15 protein-coding genes are annotated in these 15,797 nt (G+C 41.1%); 5 read left to right on the top strand and 10 right to left on the bottom strand.

Annotation, left to right across the window (positions count from 1 at the left end; translation table 11 throughout):
• Positions 1–16 precede the first annotated feature (16 nt).
• On the bottom strand, positions 17–1,681 hold the full coding sequence (locus KQI66_RS01080) for a hypothetical protein (protein ID WP_216426859.1): 1,665 nt from the start codon (positions 1,679–1,681) through the stop codon (positions 17–19).
• A complete protein-coding gene (locus tag KQI66_RS01085) occupies positions 1,681–1,875 on the bottom strand; it encodes a hypothetical protein (protein WP_216426860.1) in 195 nt (64 codons plus the stop codon). Before KQI66_RS01085 ends, KQI66_RS01080 begins: the two co-directional genes overlap by 1 nt.
• 285 nt (positions 1,876–2,160) lie before the next feature.
• On the opposite strand from KQI66_RS01085, the gene KQI66_RS01090 reads away from it, so the two are divergent.
• Positions 2,161–2,511: a hypothetical protein gene (locus KQI66_RS01090; RefSeq protein ID WP_216426861.1), complete on the top strand. Its 351-nt coding sequence runs from the start codon at positions 2,161–2,163 to the stop codon at positions 2,509–2,511.
• Positions 2,512–2,685: 174 nt separating this feature from the next.
• Positions 2,686–4,119: an MATE family efflux transporter gene (locus KQI66_RS01095; protein ID WP_330654927.1), complete on the top strand. Its 1,434-nt coding sequence runs from the start codon at positions 2,686–2,688 to the stop codon at positions 4,117–4,119.
• Positions 4,120–4,352: 233 nt separating this feature from the next.
• On the opposite strand, the gene KQI66_RS01100 is transcribed toward KQI66_RS01095, so the two are convergent.
• Positions 4,353–5,705, bottom strand: a complete 1,353-nt coding sequence (locus KQI66_RS01100; protein ID WP_216426863.1) for an alanine/glycine:cation symporter family protein — start codon at positions 5,703–5,705, stop codon at positions 4,353–4,355.
• 836 nt (positions 5,706–6,541) lie between these two features.
• Between KQI66_RS01100 and KQI66_RS01105 the strand changes: the two genes are divergently transcribed.
• Complete coding sequence (locus KQI66_RS01105) at positions 6,542–7,300, top strand: FadR/GntR family transcriptional regulator (protein ID WP_216426864.1); 759 nt, start codon at positions 6,542–6,544, stop codon at positions 7,298–7,300.
• Positions 7,301–7,881: 581 nt separating this feature from the next.
• Here KQI66_RS01105 and KQI66_RS01110 read toward each other — a convergent pair.
• The 5 genes from KQI66_RS01110 to KQI66_RS01130 form a co-directional block, all read right to left on the bottom strand.
• Positions 7,882–8,484 carry an RNA polymerase sigma factor gene (locus tag KQI66_RS01110; protein ID WP_253287608.1) on the bottom strand — a complete coding sequence of 201 codons (603 nt, stop codon included), beginning with the start codon at positions 8,482–8,484 and terminating at the stop codon, positions 7,882–7,884.
• Between the two features lie 46 nt (positions 8,485–8,530).
• On the bottom strand, positions 8,531–9,457 hold the full coding sequence (locus KQI66_RS01115; RefSeq protein WP_216426865.1) for a hypothetical protein: 927 nt from the start codon (positions 9,455–9,457) through the stop codon (positions 8,531–8,533).
• Positions 9,458–9,944: 487 nt separating this feature from the next.
• Positions 9,945–10,904 carry a carbon-nitrogen hydrolase family protein gene (locus KQI66_RS01120; RefSeq protein ID WP_216426866.1) on the bottom strand — a complete coding sequence of 320 codons (960 nt, stop codon included), beginning with the start codon at positions 10,902–10,904 and terminating at the stop codon, positions 9,945–9,947.
• A gap of 299 nt (positions 10,905–11,203) precedes the next feature.
• Positions 11,204–11,575, bottom strand: a complete 372-nt coding sequence (locus tag KQI66_RS01125) for a DUF4186 domain-containing protein (RefSeq protein ID WP_216426867.1) — start codon at positions 11,573–11,575, stop codon at positions 11,204–11,206.
• A complete protein-coding gene (locus tag KQI66_RS01130; protein ID WP_216426868.1) occupies positions 11,575–11,967 on the bottom strand; it encodes a pyridoxamine 5'-phosphate oxidase family protein in 393 nt (130 codons plus the stop codon). Before KQI66_RS01130 ends, KQI66_RS01125 begins: the two co-directional genes overlap by 1 nt.
• Positions 11,968–12,185: 218 nt before the next feature.
• Here KQI66_RS01130 and KQI66_RS01135 point away from each other — a divergent pair, with 218 nt between their 5' ends.
• A complete protein-coding gene (locus KQI66_RS01135; protein ID WP_216426869.1) occupies positions 12,186–12,530 on the top strand; it encodes a helix-turn-helix domain-containing protein in 345 nt (114 codons plus the stop codon).
• A 286-nt stretch (positions 12,531–12,816) separates the two neighbouring features.
• Here KQI66_RS01135 and KQI66_RS01140 read toward each other — a convergent pair whose 3' ends face one another.
• Together KQI66_RS01140 and KQI66_RS01145 are read right to left on the bottom strand one after the other, a co-directional pair.
• Positions 12,817–13,587 (bottom strand): sulfite exporter TauE/SafE family protein, encoded by a 771-nt coding sequence (locus KQI66_RS01140; protein ID WP_216426870.1) that lies wholly within the window; start codon positions 13,585–13,587, stop codon positions 12,817–12,819.
• Positions 13,587–14,033 (bottom strand): MarR family winged helix-turn-helix transcriptional regulator, encoded by a 447-nt coding sequence (locus KQI66_RS01145; protein WP_216426871.1) that lies wholly within the window; start codon positions 14,031–14,033, stop codon positions 13,587–13,589. The genes KQI66_RS01140 and KQI66_RS01145 overlap by 1 nt, the downstream gene beginning before the upstream one ends.
• A 264-nt stretch (positions 14,034–14,297) precedes the next feature.
• On the opposite strand from KQI66_RS01145, the gene KQI66_RS01150 reads away from it, so the two are divergent.
• Positions 14,298–15,668, top strand: coding sequence for an MATE family efflux transporter (locus KQI66_RS01150; protein ID WP_216426872.1), 1,371 nt, complete (start codon positions 14,298–14,300; stop codon positions 15,666–15,668).
• Positions 15,669–15,797 lie beyond the last annotated feature (129 nt).

Genomic DNA, 15,797 nt, shown 5'->3' on the forward strand with positions numbered 1-15,797 from the left:
CTTGTTAAACTGCATATTATTTTCCATACTTTTTTAAAAGGTATAGTTTGCCTTCGGTATCACTGTTGTTGTAGTCCTCCCACATATCCGCAGTCCAATGTGCAGTTTCCATGCTTTCCTCCTGTGTGGCGGCAACCACCTCCGGCAGAACATACACCGCAATGGCAAGTGCCATAACCAGATCGTCATGTGCTCCGTATTCCGCCTCGGCTCTGCCATGGCTGTTTTTAACAAATGAAAGCATTTCCCGAAGTGTTTCCGAATCGTTCAGCTTACCGCTTTCCTCTCGAACAAACTTGACCAGTCCGCTTATTATTAACGGTCTTGTAACCATGGTCGTTTTAAAACCATAGGAATTCAGAATGCGGTTTGTATAGCTGTCCTCCTGTCGGCGAACATAAAGATTGTCATAGCCGAGCCTTGCCAGCTCCTTTACGGGATATGTGGAAAAATTGGTTTCTATCGCCGTAAGTGCATTATTGTAATATTTCCCCAGACAATAAACCTGTCTTGCATATTCGTCCTCGTCGGACTGCTGTCGCAAAACGCATACCTGTTTTCCGTCTGCCGAATCCAGCACCTGTGCGGTAAAATAATCGCTGCCTTCGCCGGCGGTATCACCGCCGATTACATAGCTGTGTCCTGTCTGCGGCTTTGAATATATCCGCACAAAACCGTCCTTCTGACGGTGAAAACGTATGTCCTCAAGTCGTCCGTCCTTTTCCTTTGCCGTAAACATTCCGATAACAGGCTCTTTTCTTCCTCGAAGTATTGCAAGCCTTGAGGATATTTTCTCCTTATCGAATATGCACCGTCCCGTCAGAATAAATGCCTCCTCCGGTGCGGAGGGATATTCCTGTCTGAAAAGCTGTTCGTCACCGCCGCAGTTGTTTCGTATGCACCATCTTCGCCAGGCAAGCTGTTCATTGTCGAGGTTATAGGCCTTTTTCAGCACCGTTTCCGCCTTTGTAAGCTGAAAGCCATCATATTTTCTGCGGTATTCCTTCATTTCGTGCCAAGGGAAAAAGACAGGGACAAAATCGTTATCGCCGTTTACCGCTCTGTCCCAAAGCTCCTTGAAATAATCACAGCCGTTCGCCGTCGATTCAAGAATGACCATTGTTCCGGGACTGTCGGGAACAGCCTGCATAAGTCCGTTGAGTATGGCTTTTTTGTCGCCTTCCCAGAAAGCGACCTCCGAGGCATGAATGTTTGTTATCGTTTCACTTCGTCCTACACCTCTGCCTCCGGCTGTTGCGGAACGTATTCGGCTTCGCAGACCTTTCTCCGCAGAGCCTTTGTCGGGATTTTCAAAAACCATTTCCTTTGTGCTTGCCGTATTTCTCATGGGACGTATTCTTTCCGGCAGTTCATCATAAAACAGCCTGTTCATGGCAAATAATCCTGCCACAGCCTCCTCCTTATGGGCGATAACAAGCGATGTTGTATTTTCGCTCGTTATTGTGCTGTGGAAAAGTACTCCTTCGGTGAGCGTCGAAAAGCCCATTTGCCTTGCCTTGAGTATTATTATTCTCACAGGGCGTCCTGCCTTCCGTTCGCCTTCGATAACCGACAAAAGCCGTTTCTGCGGTTCGTTTGGCTTAAAGGGAATTATTCTTCCGTTTTTGGTTCGTATTTTAAGAAAGCTTTCCGAGTATTGACTGAAATCGAATATATCCATCAGTCGCCGCCTGCCCTTCGCAAAAATTCTTCTATTGTTTCGGACTGATGCTGTTCTTCGTTCATAATGCCTGTTATTTTGCACAACAGCTCTATGGCCTTAAGCCTTTCGGAACATTTGACTGACTCGTCCGTAAGAAAAACAATTTCCTTAAGCTTTCCGATTATTTCCTCCTTAGTTATCGTCCTGTCCATATTTCTTCCTCCTTACAGGTTACATTATAACAAACAAACATTCGTAAGATTTATCATGGATTTATCATAAAATTATCAGAGAATTATCATATCAGAATAACGGTTTATAGCTGAATAAAAGGATTTTTCTTTGTATCTAAGATAACGGTTTTATGTTATATTTTTATTATTTCCGAATTATTCCGAAATTTTACAAATATCAGTTCGTATATTTGCCGCTTGTAAAAAATAAAAAAATGTATTAGTATGAAGTGAATGTTCAAAAGGATAATAGGAGGAAACAAAATGAGAGGTTCAAATAAATTTTCAAGAGCACTTTCGATTTCAATACTTGTTGTGCTTTGCCTGTATGCGGTTTTTGCAATGATGAAATCCGAAAACTCCAACATAAATAAAGGAAAACGATATAAAGAAGCAATCGAATATATGAACAATGGCGATTTTGCAACAGCCGAGGACGAATTAAACGTACTTGCTGAAAAAAACTATAAGGACAGCGGCATTCTTGCCGAATATGCCGGACTCAGAGCCGACAATGCTGACAGTGAAAAGCTTGCCGAATTTAAGGAAAAGCTGGACGGCGAGAACTACAAAGGTGCTTATGCCGAAGAAATGTATTTATATTTAGGTGAATAATACTGTAGACAGTTCATTTTTTCGAAAAATATACTAAAAATCAGTGTTGACTTTTGTACATATTTTTGTTACCATATAGCAGTTGTTTATATTGTGGCTTTAAAAAAGCGTGAATTCGGTATCGGATTTACGTTCTTTTTTTGCGATTAGCTTTTGATGAACGGAGGTTTAAAAGTGGAAGAAAACATAAGAGAAAACAAAATGGGCATAGTTCCCGTAAATAAATTACTTTTATCCATGGGCGTTCCTATGATAATGTCCATGATTTTACAGGCATTCTACAACATAGTAGACAGCTATTTTGTCAGCAGAATGCCGGACACGGCAACAATAACAGGCATGGGCGAATATGCAGTCAATGCGCTTACCCTTGCCTTTCCCATACAGATGCTTATTGTCGGCGTTGGCGTAGGAACAGGCGTAGGTATTAATGCGCTTTTATCAAAAATTCTCGGTGAGGGCAACCGTGAAAAAGCTGCACACATCGCCGGAAATGCCGTATTTCTGGGCATTTGCACATACATCGCCTTCCTCATTTTTACCATATTCGGAATGAATGCATACCTTGTGTCACAGACAACCGATGAGATTGTCCTCGGCTTAAGCAAAACTTATCTCAGTATTTGCACAGTTATGTCATTCGGATGTATATTCTCAATGATCTATGAAAAAATGTTGCAGTCAACAGGCCGGACAATTTTTCCCACAATAGGACAGGCGGCAGGTGCTATTGCAAACATAGTTCTTGACCCGATGCTTATTTTCGGTCTTGGGCCATTCCCTCAGATGGGCATTGCAGGAGCGGCTTATGCGACTATAATCGGTCAGATGATAACATTTGTGTTAAACGCATATTTTCATTTTAAATATAACCACGACATCAAAAACGGTATTAAATATTTAAAGCCGTCATCAAGCATTATAAAACAGATTTATGTTGTCGGTATTCCTGCCATAATAATGCAGGCATTAATTTCAATTATGTCCTACGGCGTGAACGTAATTTTCGGTGCTGTTTCAACATCGGCTGTTACCGCCTACGGAGTTTATTATAAAATACAGCAGTTCATTTATCTTGCGGGAATCGGCATGAACAACGCCGTTATCCCCGTTGTCGGCTTTAACTACGGCAGACATGACAAAGCACGTATCAATCAGGCAATACACTACGGCATGATTTACACGCTTATAATAATGCTTATCGGCTTAATCGGACTTCAGATATTTGCCGAACCGCTTGCCGGAGTGTTCTCGCTTTCGGACGAAACACTGGCACTCTGCGTGCGTGCGATACGTATAGTAACACTCGGCTATCTCTTTGTCGGTGCAAACGTAATATATCAGGGCGTTTTTCAGGCACTCGGCTGTGGCTTCCATTCGCTTATCGTGTCCGCAATCCGTCAGATAATCGTAGCACTTCCGCTCTGCTGGATATTCACAAAGCTGCCTAATGCAGAAAGCATGATGTGGGTGGCATTCCCTGTTGCGGAAGGAATCGCACTTGTTGTGGCTATAACATTTATGAGAAAAATTAAGCAGAACAGACTTAATTGGACGGAAAAAACCGTCAATAATATTGACTTCGTTTCAACCGTAACAAACATATAAAATTATATAGAACACAAAAATGGACTGTTATTTTTTAACAGTCCATTTTTTAAAGTTTAGATCCAACCTTTTATGAACCGCAAAGTATGCACCCCGAAGAAAACGGGGCGGTCGCAGACCGTTTTGCGTAGCAAAATGCTTTGACCATGATGCGGCGGTCGAAGACCGCTTTGCGAAGCAAAGTTCTGACCATTCTAAGGTTGGTGAGGTTTGGGGCAACGCCCCAAGGTCTTTTATTTTCCGTCATTATCAACGAATATCTTCTTTACCACCGCTCCCAGTGCAACAAGGGCGAGCACGTTCGGTATAACCATGATTCCGTTAAAGAAGTCTGCCATTTCCCATACAAGGTCTACCTTAAGCGCAGAACCGATTACGATACAGATAACAACGATAACCGAATAAAGCTTAACGGCCTTTTTGCCGAAAAGATATTTTACATTAACCATGCCGAAGAAATGCCAGCTGATAATTGTTGAGAACGCAAAGAAGAAAAGACAAACAGCAATGAAAATATCACCGAATGAACCAAAGCCTGTAACGAAGGCTGTCTGTGTGAGCGCAATACCTGTTTTTCCGCAGTCGAGAACGCCTGTACAGATGATTGTAACGGCTGTAATGCTGAGGATAACAAATGTATCTATGAATACGCTTATCATTGCCGCAAGTCCCTGTTCATGGGGATTTTTCGCCTTTGCTCTTGCATGTGCATGGGGTGTTGAGCCCATACCTGCCTCATTTGAGAAAAGACCTCTTGCAACGCCGTATCTTATTGACTGCTGAACAGTTACGCCCAAAGCACCGCCCATTATTGCAGAAGGCTTAAAAGCGCCGACAAAAATCATTTTGAAAGCTCCGGGAATAGCAGATGCATTCATAACAAGAATAATAACAGAGCCAACGATATAAATAACCGCCATAATAGGTACGATTTTTTCAGTTACAGATGCAAGACGAGTTGTTCCTCCAATGAAAACAACTGCCGCAAAAATTGCGATTGCCACACCGATAACCAAAGATGAGATATTGATGCCTCTTGCATTAAAAACGCCCGCAAAGGCAGTTCCTACTGAGTTTGACTGAACCATATTGCCCATAAAGCCAAGCGCAATGATTATAAAAACAGCAAAGGCTGCCGCAAGCACCTTGCCCAATTTGCCTTTGAATGCCGCTTTTATGTAGTAAACAGGGCCACCTGTCAATTCGCCCTCTTCAACCACCTTGTAGTTCTGTGCAAGAACTGCCTCGGCATAAATAGTTGCCATTCCGAAAAACGCACTGAGCCACATCCAGAATATCGCTCCCGGACCGCCGGAAACAAGTGCCGTTGCCGCACCGGTAAGGTTACCTGTGCCTACCTGGGCCGCTATTGCCGTAGCTATGGACTGGAACGGCGTCATTTCTCCGTTCTCGCCCTTCTCGCCCTTGAGCGAAAGGTTTCCGAAAACATGTCTCCAGCCTTCGCCGAAACGTCTGACCTGAATAAACTTAAGCTTGATTGTGTAATAAATTCCTGTTCCGCAAAGCAAAATCAAAAGTAGAAAGTTCCAAAGAAATGAATTTCCTTTGACAAAAAAATTAAGCATGATATTTCCCCCAAAATAATTATTTTTCATATGCCGCTTACTCAATTATAAGCATCACGACATTAATTAGCTTACTATATCATAGTGTTTTTTTCAATCTATATATTTGTAAGACTATCTAAAAATAATTTTTAAACACCCGATATTCATTGATTTTATCGTATTTATGCACTCCTAACACTTATAAAATAATACATGTTTTACGACCGAAAAATGTTATTCGACAATTTTCCAAGTAAAGTATATGTAAAATACAATTATTAATATTGTAAAAGCCTTGAATCTATGCCGTTTTTTAATTTTGTATCGAAAAAAATTCTTAATATAATTATTGGTTATATATTTATACAAGATATACCACTATACTTATTTATGCCTGTATGAGCAAAATCGGTGTTTTTATGACGTAAACAGTGTTATATTTACATAAAACCTTTCCTATAACCGTTTATAGAATAAGCAAACGCTTATTATTCAGATAACAAGTATTATATATTGTATTATTAATCACGTTTAAAACGGTATATTGGTTATCAATAATATTAATATAAGCATATTGGCAGTGACAATTTATAGGCAGTATACTTTACCAAATACTGGATAATCCTAATATTAATTCGGAATATGCACCTTTAATAACCATATTTTGTGAATTTAGTTTATAAAATCAAACTCTATCATTGTTTTTTCAAAAAAATAATAATAATAATTGACATTTTTTATCATTTTATTTAATTAAATAATTGACAAAGGCATTTATTACAAGTATAATCTATTTATCTAATACAAATTGAATATATTTTTATTCACCCATATATTTAAAGGAGGTCAATAAAATGGCAGACTTAACAGAAAAATCATCACGAACACCAATCAGCGACAGAGTCTATAATCATATTAAATCCAATATCGCCAACGGTTCATGGAAGCCCGGTGACAAGATACCTTCTGAAAACATTCTTTGCAAAACTCTTGATGTCAGCAGAGTTTCCGCAAGAGCCGCTATTAGAAAATTAACTAACATGGGTATTCTTGAAAGCTATCAGGGCAGAGGCACCTTTGTTTGTGCGGACGCCGCTTCGATAAACACAAGCGATATTTACCCTACCGCTCCGGCAGGCTCTCTCGACCGTGTCAATCTTCTTGAATACAGAAGAATGACCGAAACAGCATCAGCCGGATATGCCGCTATGCGTGCTTCAACCGAAATGATCGACAAGCTTTATCTCACGGTTGTAAACATGAAGCTTGCCAAAACGAACGATCAGATAATCAAATACGATCTTGAATTTCATCACCTTATTGCCCTTGCTACGGCTAACCCGATTATCCTCAGAACCTTCGAGCTTCTTCAGGATATGTTCGTAAACGTATTCGGCAATAACGTAGTGCATACAAATCTTCAGCGTGCAGAGGATCATCTCAAAATAATCAACGCAATCGAGCTTCGTGACAGAGAGGCGGCAGAGGCGGCAATGCTTCAGCATCTTAACGACTCCGCAAGCTATATGGCACGTACACTTATGATGTCAACCGAGCAGATAAAGACAAACGAGGCGGCTATCGAAGAATTTAACACAGACGAAAAAGAATAAAATAAATGAACGCAAAAAAAGAAGGACACAAAAACCCTTCTTTTTTATTGCCTATAAAAATCAAATACCTTTGGGCTTTGCCCCAAACCCTATGAACCTTTAAAAAGGTTCAATCGAAACTTTGATAAACTACATTCTCAAGAATGTAGTTTTACGAAAAATTTCATACAAATTTAAATCAGCTACAAAATTTCGATTTCCAAATTTCAAAATTGCGTTAAGACCGAGCAGCATTCCCCTTGCGACTATGGTCATGACTTTTGCAAAGCAAAAGTGGCTATGCCACCGCACTATGGTCAAAGCATTTTGCTACGCAAAACGGTCTATTGTCAAAATTTTGCTACGCAAAACCGCCTATTCAGAACTTTGCTTTGCAAAGTGGTCTTCGACCACCGCATTTATCTTTGCGGTTCATAAGCGTCAGCGGTCTTCGCTGTTTTTGACCGCCCCGTTTTCTTCGGGGTGCATACTTGTGCGGTCAATGAAAGCCACAAAATAATTTTGTAAAATTGCCGATTGGCAGAAAATTATAAATAATTACCATGCGGTAGAATTAATTATATTCTCAACTTCCGCCATATCTACGCGTTCTCAAAGAACAACGAATAGCTGTATCCGTTCTTTGTCCATACGGCATTGAAGAATTTATTGACATCGTTTTCATCTTCATTGCCTTTTATTGTCATATTTATACCGTCAAACTCTTTTTCGACAATAGCCGCATAAGTATATTTGGACGGAAGCTGTTTAACCGCCTCCCATACAAAGGATAAATTCTCTCTTTCCTCGGCAACAAGCGTGTCCTGTAATTCGTCGGTGGTGCGTATTCGGTTGTAATTTATCTTGTTTTTGCTGAGATTTGCCGCAACCGTCATAAGCCATGCCTTTTCGTGGCTGTCGTTCTCGAACTTTGGTGCGGTTTTTACATATTTAATAAGCGTTTCCTGTAAAATATCCTCGGCATCGCTCATGTTGTGCAGATATGAATACGCCAGACGCATTATGCTGTTTCCGTAGGTATTTATTATGTACTCCGCCCTTGCGGAAACGACTGTTGTATTCTTGTCTGTACAATCGGCCTTTGCGGCAAACGCCGCAAGGACCATTTGTATTTTGTATTTCAACCCGTAAAATAATCTCTCAAAAATATTTGTTTTGTTTATTCCGTTTACTGCAATTACCATGTTTTCCACCCATATTTTTGTAAGTAATTATTTTATTTTTTTCATTTTATTTTACAACTTCCGCAAAAGCCTTCATTGTTTCGTAGCTTGCGCCATTTTCGGAATATAATGAATATGAATATCCGTTTTTGTTCCATTCGGCGTTGCTGATTGCGCCGTTGTTGCCCTTAAAGCTTACGTTTTTGCCGCCTACATAGAAATCAACCGAATTGTCGTATACGTTGTAATCTCCGCTGATGCTTGCGTTGCCCTGCATCTTGCGTACAAAAATGCTGTCTGTTCCGTTTGAATAAATCACCTGTAACATAACTCCGTCCATTGAGCTTATGCTATCAATTTTGTAGCCGTTAAGCTCTTCAGGAATGTTAAGCTTAATGCCGACTGCCTTTTCTGCCTCTTCAAGTGATTTGTATTCAATGAACGGATTTGGTATACCGACAATACCTGTGTTGTCAACGCCGGTTATCACCGTTTCGGCAAGGTCAAGCATTTCGTCAAGTGCAATGCCTTCGTTTATCTCAAGCGAGTAATCATACGCACCGATTGAATAGGAATATCCGTCTGCTGTCCATGAAGCATTGCCATATTTACCGTTGCCGCCCTTGAGTGTAATTGTTACGCCGTCAATGTCGGTTATCTTTTTCTCGGCATATTTTGTATAATCTCCGCTGATGTCGTCATTGCCCTTTTCCTTGCGGATACAGATCTGTTTGTCACCTTCCACAAAGACTACCTGTATCATTTTGCCGTCCATAACGCTGATGACCTTTTCGGAATATCCGTCAATGCTCTCCGGCACGTTGATTTCAAAGCCGACAGCCTTCTCTGCCTCTTCGAGTGTGTCGTAATCAATAAACGGACTCGGCATACCGATTATTGTGTCATTAACGGCTGTGGTTTCTGCGGCAAATGCCATAGGCATAGCACTCATTGTAATAACTGCTCCAACTAATACTGCGATAAATTTTTTCATAATTCATTCGTCCTTTCTGTTTATAAAGTGTTGTTTTATTTTCCGTTCTGCTTTATATACAGATGGGAGAAACGTATTGTTGCAAAAAGATATGCTTTTTTGAACACCTTGGGGCTTTGCCCCAAACCCCATGAACCTTTAAAAAGGTTCAATCTAAACTTTCGATAAACTATTTCTTACGAAATAGTTTTGGGGATGTATTTTTTAGATTAAATATATAATTTTGTATTGCTACAAAATGTCGAGTGATATTTCAAAAACCGTTAAAACTGAGCAGCATTCCTGCGAAGTTTCGGTTTTTCAGTAACTTGAGCGTGTCCGGATAGAAGGGAGCGCGAGGGAGGAAAGGCGGACTTCGCAATTTAAGCGCATCCTCCCTCGCTACACACCCCGCGACTTGTAGAGTCGCAAAATGGTTTTAACAAATTGTCGATTGGCAATAAAGCATACTTTTTTGAACACCTTGGGGCAAAGCCCCATAAGTCTTTTATTCCTTAAACTGTTTCCAGAATTCTGTTTCGAGTAACTTCTGATTTAATTTAATGTATAAATCGGGGCGGTAATCCGGTCTGCCTGTTATGCTGTCCACCTTGAAGTTACGTCTTGTGGCAAGCGAAAGATCTATTGTTTCCATGAACACCTTTTCCTCCTCGCTGTCCACATCTCCGGCATAAATATGTATTTTGTCGCCTACACCCGGTCCGAGTATAATGCTTCCGCCGCCGAAGCGTGTGCCGTGGCTCTTCTGGTTGTCATTGCTGCCGCCGGCCTCTTCGTCTACCTTTGCAAAGCCGGTAAGGTTTGAGCTGGCAACAAATATTTCCGCTGAATTGACTATCTGCTTAAGACCTGTCATATAATATTCCTTCCAGTCGAAGAACGGGCCGCCGCCGACTGCTGTCGGGTTAAGATACAATCTTGCACCTGCCGCCGCATAATATCTGGCAAGCTCATGGAAGTTATAGCTGTCGTAGCATATACCTACCGCAACAGGACCCCATTGTGTATCAAACATAAAAGGTTCGTCGCCTCTTGTGCACCAGCACTGCTCCTCAAGTGCCGGATGGAGCTTACGGTATGTGCCGATAAAGCCCTTCGGGCCGCATACAGCAACAGAGTTATAAACCACATCATTCTTTTCCTTATCACGCTCTGCCATACCGAATACGGCATATACGCCGTACATCTTTGTTACGGCAGAAATCTCGGCTATCGCGTCGCCATCGGTTGTCTGGGCGTCCCTTAACTGCATTTTGTAGGCATACGGCACGTCGGTTTCGTTGTCATAGCCGGTCAAAGCCATTTCGGGAAAAACAATTATGTCTGCTCCACGCTTTGCCGCCTGTTTTGTAAAGCCCTTTATTCTCGCAAGGTTGCTCTCTGTGCTGCCCCATACCTGGCGGAAATTGACCACCGCAACATTTACTATATCTTCATATTTACGCATAATATCACTCCTGTATGTATTTTTAATTATTATATATTAATGTAGTTTTAACTGCAAACATTTTATTTTATGGGGCTTTGCCCCAACCCCCAGAACCCTTTAAAAAGGGTTCACCTAAACCTTATCGAAAATCATTTTAACATGTGTCCAAACCGATTAACGAAAGAAAGCTGCTTGAGCTGATATGGTACTATACACATATATTTAAATAATTAAGTTGAAACGCTCCGATTTGATATGTAACCGGAGCGTTTGTTGTATAGCAGTATCCGCAATTATCTTAAATAGAGATTTTAGTTTCATTTATATCTGTCAAATTCCCTTTTAATCCACACCATAATTACGTCAACAAGATATTCCTGTTGTATCTTGCTCAGTTCTCTGCCCGGCCGTATTTTATGCCACTTCCGTATGCACTCCCTGCAACAGGTTGCTGTCGCATGCTGTGCAATGAACACAGGGTGGCCACGCATAGGCGTCTGTTTTCCGTCATTGAGTACTTTTGCCGGAGCAATCCGCTTTGCAATAAAGTCCTCGGCGTGCCTTCTTATGGTGTCAAGTCCCTTTTCGTTTATGTAATCAATGTCCTTCTGTTTCAGATGAAAGCCGCTTCGGAATTTGGAATTGCCCAGTCCTTCAAATAACTGCTTATACCATTCATCTTTTGTCATCAGAACTTCACTACTTCCGGAGCATGTGTAAATGATGAGAATGTGGCTGTGGCATTTTTGAAATAAAATACCTCTGTATTTCCGTCATCTGCGGAATACATCTTCTGCAAAGAAGGATATGCGTCAAGCATGGACTGTCTTGCCTCTCTTCTGTCGTCCTCCACAAGCTCTCCGGCTACACGGAGCCATTCGCCGTCCTTGAATGCACAAATTTCAACCTTGGGATTGGCATGAATCTGCTTTGAAACGTCCTTCACCTTGCCTGTCTGAATATAAAGCTTGCCTTCAAAAATATGAGCTGTTCCGAAAGGTCTTACTCTCGGCTGGTCACCTTCAACCGTTGCTAAATAATAGGTTTCAGCATCTTTTAAAAACTTTACTACTCTTTCCATGATACATTCCTCCTGTGTATAAATTTATTTATATTATACATCATTTTTCTGTCACAATAAAAATATTTTAACTGTTCCAATATGTTTATAAAAAATTTAGATTTTCTTTAAAAATTCTTAATTGAGTTATACATACTCCTGTTATACACTTATTCTGTAATATAAAGCCGTTTTAAGGGTTATATTATAAGTAATTAAGTTAAAAAGGAATGATTGCCATGACGGATTTATATTATAGAATTGAGGATTTATGCCACATAAACAGCATTACGATAACAAAAATGTGTCGTGATATAAGCTTATCAAGAAGCGTTTTATCCGAGTTTAAGGCCGGACGGACTAAACAGCTTTCCGAGCGTAATGTTAAGCTGATTGCGGATTATTTCGGCGTGACGCCGGAATATCTTCTCGGCAGAGAGGAACTGCCCTATTTTATGAAATCCGACTTTTCTGCAGCCGATATAGAGATAATAAACCTTCTGCCTTCGCTTTCCGATGATGATAAGCTCATACTTTATGACACAATGCGTGAGCTTTATGAAAAGAAATTCATAACAACATAAAATCAAATACCTGTGGGACTTTATCCCACACCCTATAAGCCTTAGTATGATCAGAACTTTGCTTCGCAAAGTGGTCTTCGACCACCGCATCATATTCAGAACTTTGCTTCGCAAAGCGGTCTTCGACCGCCCCGTTTTCTTCGGGGTGCATACTTTGCGGTTCATTGTTCAGAACTTTGCTTCGCAAAGCTGCCTACGGCAGCCGCATCTATCTTTGCGGTTCATAAAAGGCTTGACCTAAATTCTAAAAATATTAAATTTATTTAAAAGTAAAATTCCAAAGTTTTCAACTTATAAAGTTTACAATCATTATTGCCGCACCGAGCACCGTAAGCACAACTCCCGTTGCCCTATTGAGCGTTTTCGGCTCTGCCTTATTCGCAAAGACTGCCGCTATTCTCGCCCAAAGGAGTGTTGATGCAACGCAGAATATAAGTGCCGCCACATCGGGAGCACCGCCGATTGCGAAATGGCTCAATGCTCCGGTGAGTGCCGTAAACGTCATTATGAATACGCTTGTGCCGACCGCCGTTTTAAGCTCATAACCGAGAACGCTTGTGAGAATAAGCAGCATCATCATGCCGCCACCTGCGCCGACAAAGCCGCATATAAAGCCGATTATCATTCCGCAGACTATTGACTGCACTCTTCTTTTTGACGGGCTGACATCAAGCATTGCCTGTTTTGTTGTCATAACGGGACGGACTATGAATTTGATTCCGAGGAAGAACGTCATAACAACCGAAAAGCTGCCCATTGTTCTGTTGGGCAGAAGCGAAGAAATATAACTGCCGACCATTGTAAACAGCAATACGAATGCCATCATAAGCAGACCGTTTTTAATATCGAGATTTTTATTTTTGCCGTATGTATAGGCGCTTATCGCACTGGCAAGCACATCCGATGCAAGCGCAATGCCGACCGCCTGATATGCGGGAAATCCGAGAAAGGTTATAAGCATAGGCGAAATAACCGCAGCCGCACTCATTCCGGCAAAGCCTGTTCCCAAGCCGGCACCTATTCCTGCAATAAAGCAGATAATAAATTTATAAAGCATTATTTTTCCTCCTGTTTTGCATTAATATTCTTATTGAGATTTTCGCTCATCTGCATTAATATTTCCCTGAACTGCTCCCTGTCTATGCCTTCCGAAACCGTTTTGCCGTACTCAAGCTGAGCCTTTTTTCCGTCGGCAATTATATCCTCCGCCTTTTCCAGAAGAACGATATACGCCGTTTTGCGGTTATTATTCCGGTATTCCCGATGGATATAGCCATTCTGCTCCAATGTATTCAACGCATAGGAAACATGGGATTTTGTAAGCATACGCTTGTTTACTATGTCGCTTGCGGTTGAATATTGCGGATTGTTGGCAAGAAACATAAGTATGTCAATTTCAATCCGTGTCATGGAATACTTATCCATAACCGGCTGTATAAAACAGTCATAGCTTTTTTTCAGCATATTTATAAGTCCGATAAACGAAGGAAAATCCGGTTCCATATATATCCTCCCTTTCAAATTGTTCTAAATAGAACTGTTCTGTTTTGAACAAAATTATAGTACGTGAATAAGGCTGTGTCAACATAAATTTAATTCTTCCCCTAACTACATTCGTCAGAATGTAGTTTAGCAAAATTTGGATCGAACCTTTTTAAAGGTTCACAGGTTTAAGGGCAGAGCCCTTAGGTTTTAAGTCTTGATTATCCTCCTCTTTCGTCTTATAATATTTCAGGCAGTATTTTTATAAAGGCAGTGATAATTTTTATGGAACAGGAAAACCGTCTTGGAACGGAGGACGTACGCAAGCTTGTGATAAAGCTGGCTTTTCCGGCAATGGCGGCACAGTTTGTCAGCGTGCTTTACAGCATTACGGACCGAATATTCGTTAGCCATATGCCCGTTGTAGGAGAAACGGCGCTTACGGCAATCGGCGTTTGTGCTCCGATAGTTACTATTATTTTGTCCTTTGCAACCCTTATCGGTGTCGGCGGTGCTCCGCTGATGGGCATAAAGCTCGGCGAAGGCAATAAAAAAGAAGCATCTAAATACGTATCCAACGCATTTCTGCTTCTTATCATATTTTCTGTTATATGTACGGCCATTGCGTTTTTCATGCGAAAGCAGATTTTATTTGCCTTCGGTGCAAGCGAGGCAATATATCCCTATGCGGAAAAATATTTTAAGATATATGTATTGGGAACGATATTCGCCCTTCTCGGAAACGGCATGAATCAATACATACTTTCGCAGGGCTTTGCAAAAAACGGCATGATTGCGGTTATTATCGGTGCGGTAATAAACATTGCTCTTGATCCGGTATTCATATATGTACTTAATCTCGGCATAGTCGGTGCGGCAATCGCCACCGTTATCGGGCAGATAGGAACCTGCGTATATGTTCTGCATTTTCTGCTTTCGGACAAGCCGCCAATAAGACTAACCTTCGGCAACTATTTCCCGGCGTTATGCCTGCGTATACTCAAAACCGGCTTTGTGCCCTTTCTTACGGTATCAATCGACAACGTGCTTTTAATCGAGGTCAACATGATGCTCCAGAAATTCGGCGGAGCAAATGCTGATTTACTTGTGGGCTGTATGGCAATCGTGCAGAGCTTTATGCTCATCATAACAATGCCGTTGGGCGGAATAACCGGAGGAACACAGGCAATTTTGAGCTACAACTTCGGTGCCGGAAACGCAAAACGGGTTATGCAGTCGGAAAAATATATAATAATGCTTTGTTTCGCATTTTGTGTTATAATGTTTACAATAAGCCAGACTGTACCGCAGGTGCTTGTGCGGATATTCACATCTGACACACAGTACATGACCGAGGCAGTAAGAGCAATCAAGATATATACATTAGGCATAATCGGATTCACATTCCAGTGGCCGGTTGTCGATGGGCTTATCGGTATGGGACAGGTACAGCGTGCAATACCGCTTTCGCTCATACGAAAAGGAATGTATTTTGTTGCGGTGCTTATTATTCCGAGGATAACGGACATAACCAATATATTTTATGCCGCTCCTATCTCGGATATATTGGGCTCGATAATAACAGCCATTGTGTTTGCACTGACTGTAAAAAAGGTAGTATACAGAAGAGAACAAATTGTACACGAAACTATGTAAAAACCATGGAACTCCGTCCCATACCCGGCAAGCCTTTAAAAAGGCTTGACCTAAACTTTAATATCAACTATTTTTTCAAAATAGTTGATTATGGATTTAATTTATATTCAAAACTACATTCGTAGAATG

Origin of the sequence: Anaerotignum sp. MSJ-24, from assembly GCF_018918145.1 — a bacterium.
GTDB lineage: Bacteria > Bacillota > Clostridia > Lachnospirales > Anaerotignaceae > Metalachnospira.

Coding starts and splice junctions, on each gene's coding strand:
- KQI66_RS01150 (WP_216426872.1), top strand. CDS start 14,298: ATGGAACAGGAAAACCGTCTTGGAACGGAGGACGTACGCAAGCTTGTG.
- KQI66_RS01135 (WP_216426869.1), top strand. CDS start 12,186: ATGACGGATTTATATTATAGAATTGAGGATTTATGCCACATAAACAGC.
- KQI66_RS01140 (WP_216426870.1), bottom strand. CDS start 13,587: ATGCTTTATAAATTTATTATCTGCTTTATTGCAGGAATAGGTGCCGGC.
- KQI66_RS01100 (WP_216426863.1), bottom strand. CDS start 5,705: ATGCTTAATTTTTTTGTCAAAGGAAATTCATTTCTTTGGAACTTTCTA.
- KQI66_RS01125 (WP_216426867.1), bottom strand. CDS start 11,575: ATGACAAAAGATGAATGGTATAAGCAGTTATTTGAAGGACTGGGCAAT.
- KQI66_RS01105 (WP_216426864.1), top strand. CDS start 6,542: ATGGCAGACTTAACAGAAAAATCATCACGAACACCAATCAGCGACAGA.
- KQI66_RS01120 (WP_216426866.1), bottom strand. CDS start 10,904: ATGCGTAAATATGAAGATATAGTAAATGTTGCGGTGGTCAATTTCCGC.
- KQI66_RS01085 (WP_216426860.1), bottom strand. CDS start 1,875: ATGGACAGGACGATAACTAAGGAGGAAATAATCGGAAAGCTTAAGGAA.
- KQI66_RS01080 (WP_216426859.1), bottom strand. CDS start 1,681: ATGGATATATTCGATTTCAGTCAATACTCGGAAAGCTTTCTTAAAATA.
- KQI66_RS01115 (WP_216426865.1), bottom strand. CDS start 9,457: ATGAAAAAATTTATCGCAGTATTAGTTGGAGCAGTTATTACAATGAGT.
- KQI66_RS01130 (WP_216426868.1), bottom strand. CDS start 11,967: ATGGAAAGAGTAGTAAAGTTTTTAAAAGATGCTGAAACCTATTATTTA.
- KQI66_RS01145 (WP_216426871.1), bottom strand. CDS start 14,033: ATGGAACCGGATTTTCCTTCGTTTATCGGACTTATAAATATGCTGAAA.
- KQI66_RS01110 (WP_253287608.1), bottom strand. CDS start 8,484: ATGGTAATTGCAGTAAACGGAATAAACAAAACAAATATTTTTGAGAGA.
- KQI66_RS01090 (WP_216426861.1), top strand. CDS start 2,161: ATGAGAGGTTCAAATAAATTTTCAAGAGCACTTTCGATTTCAATACTT.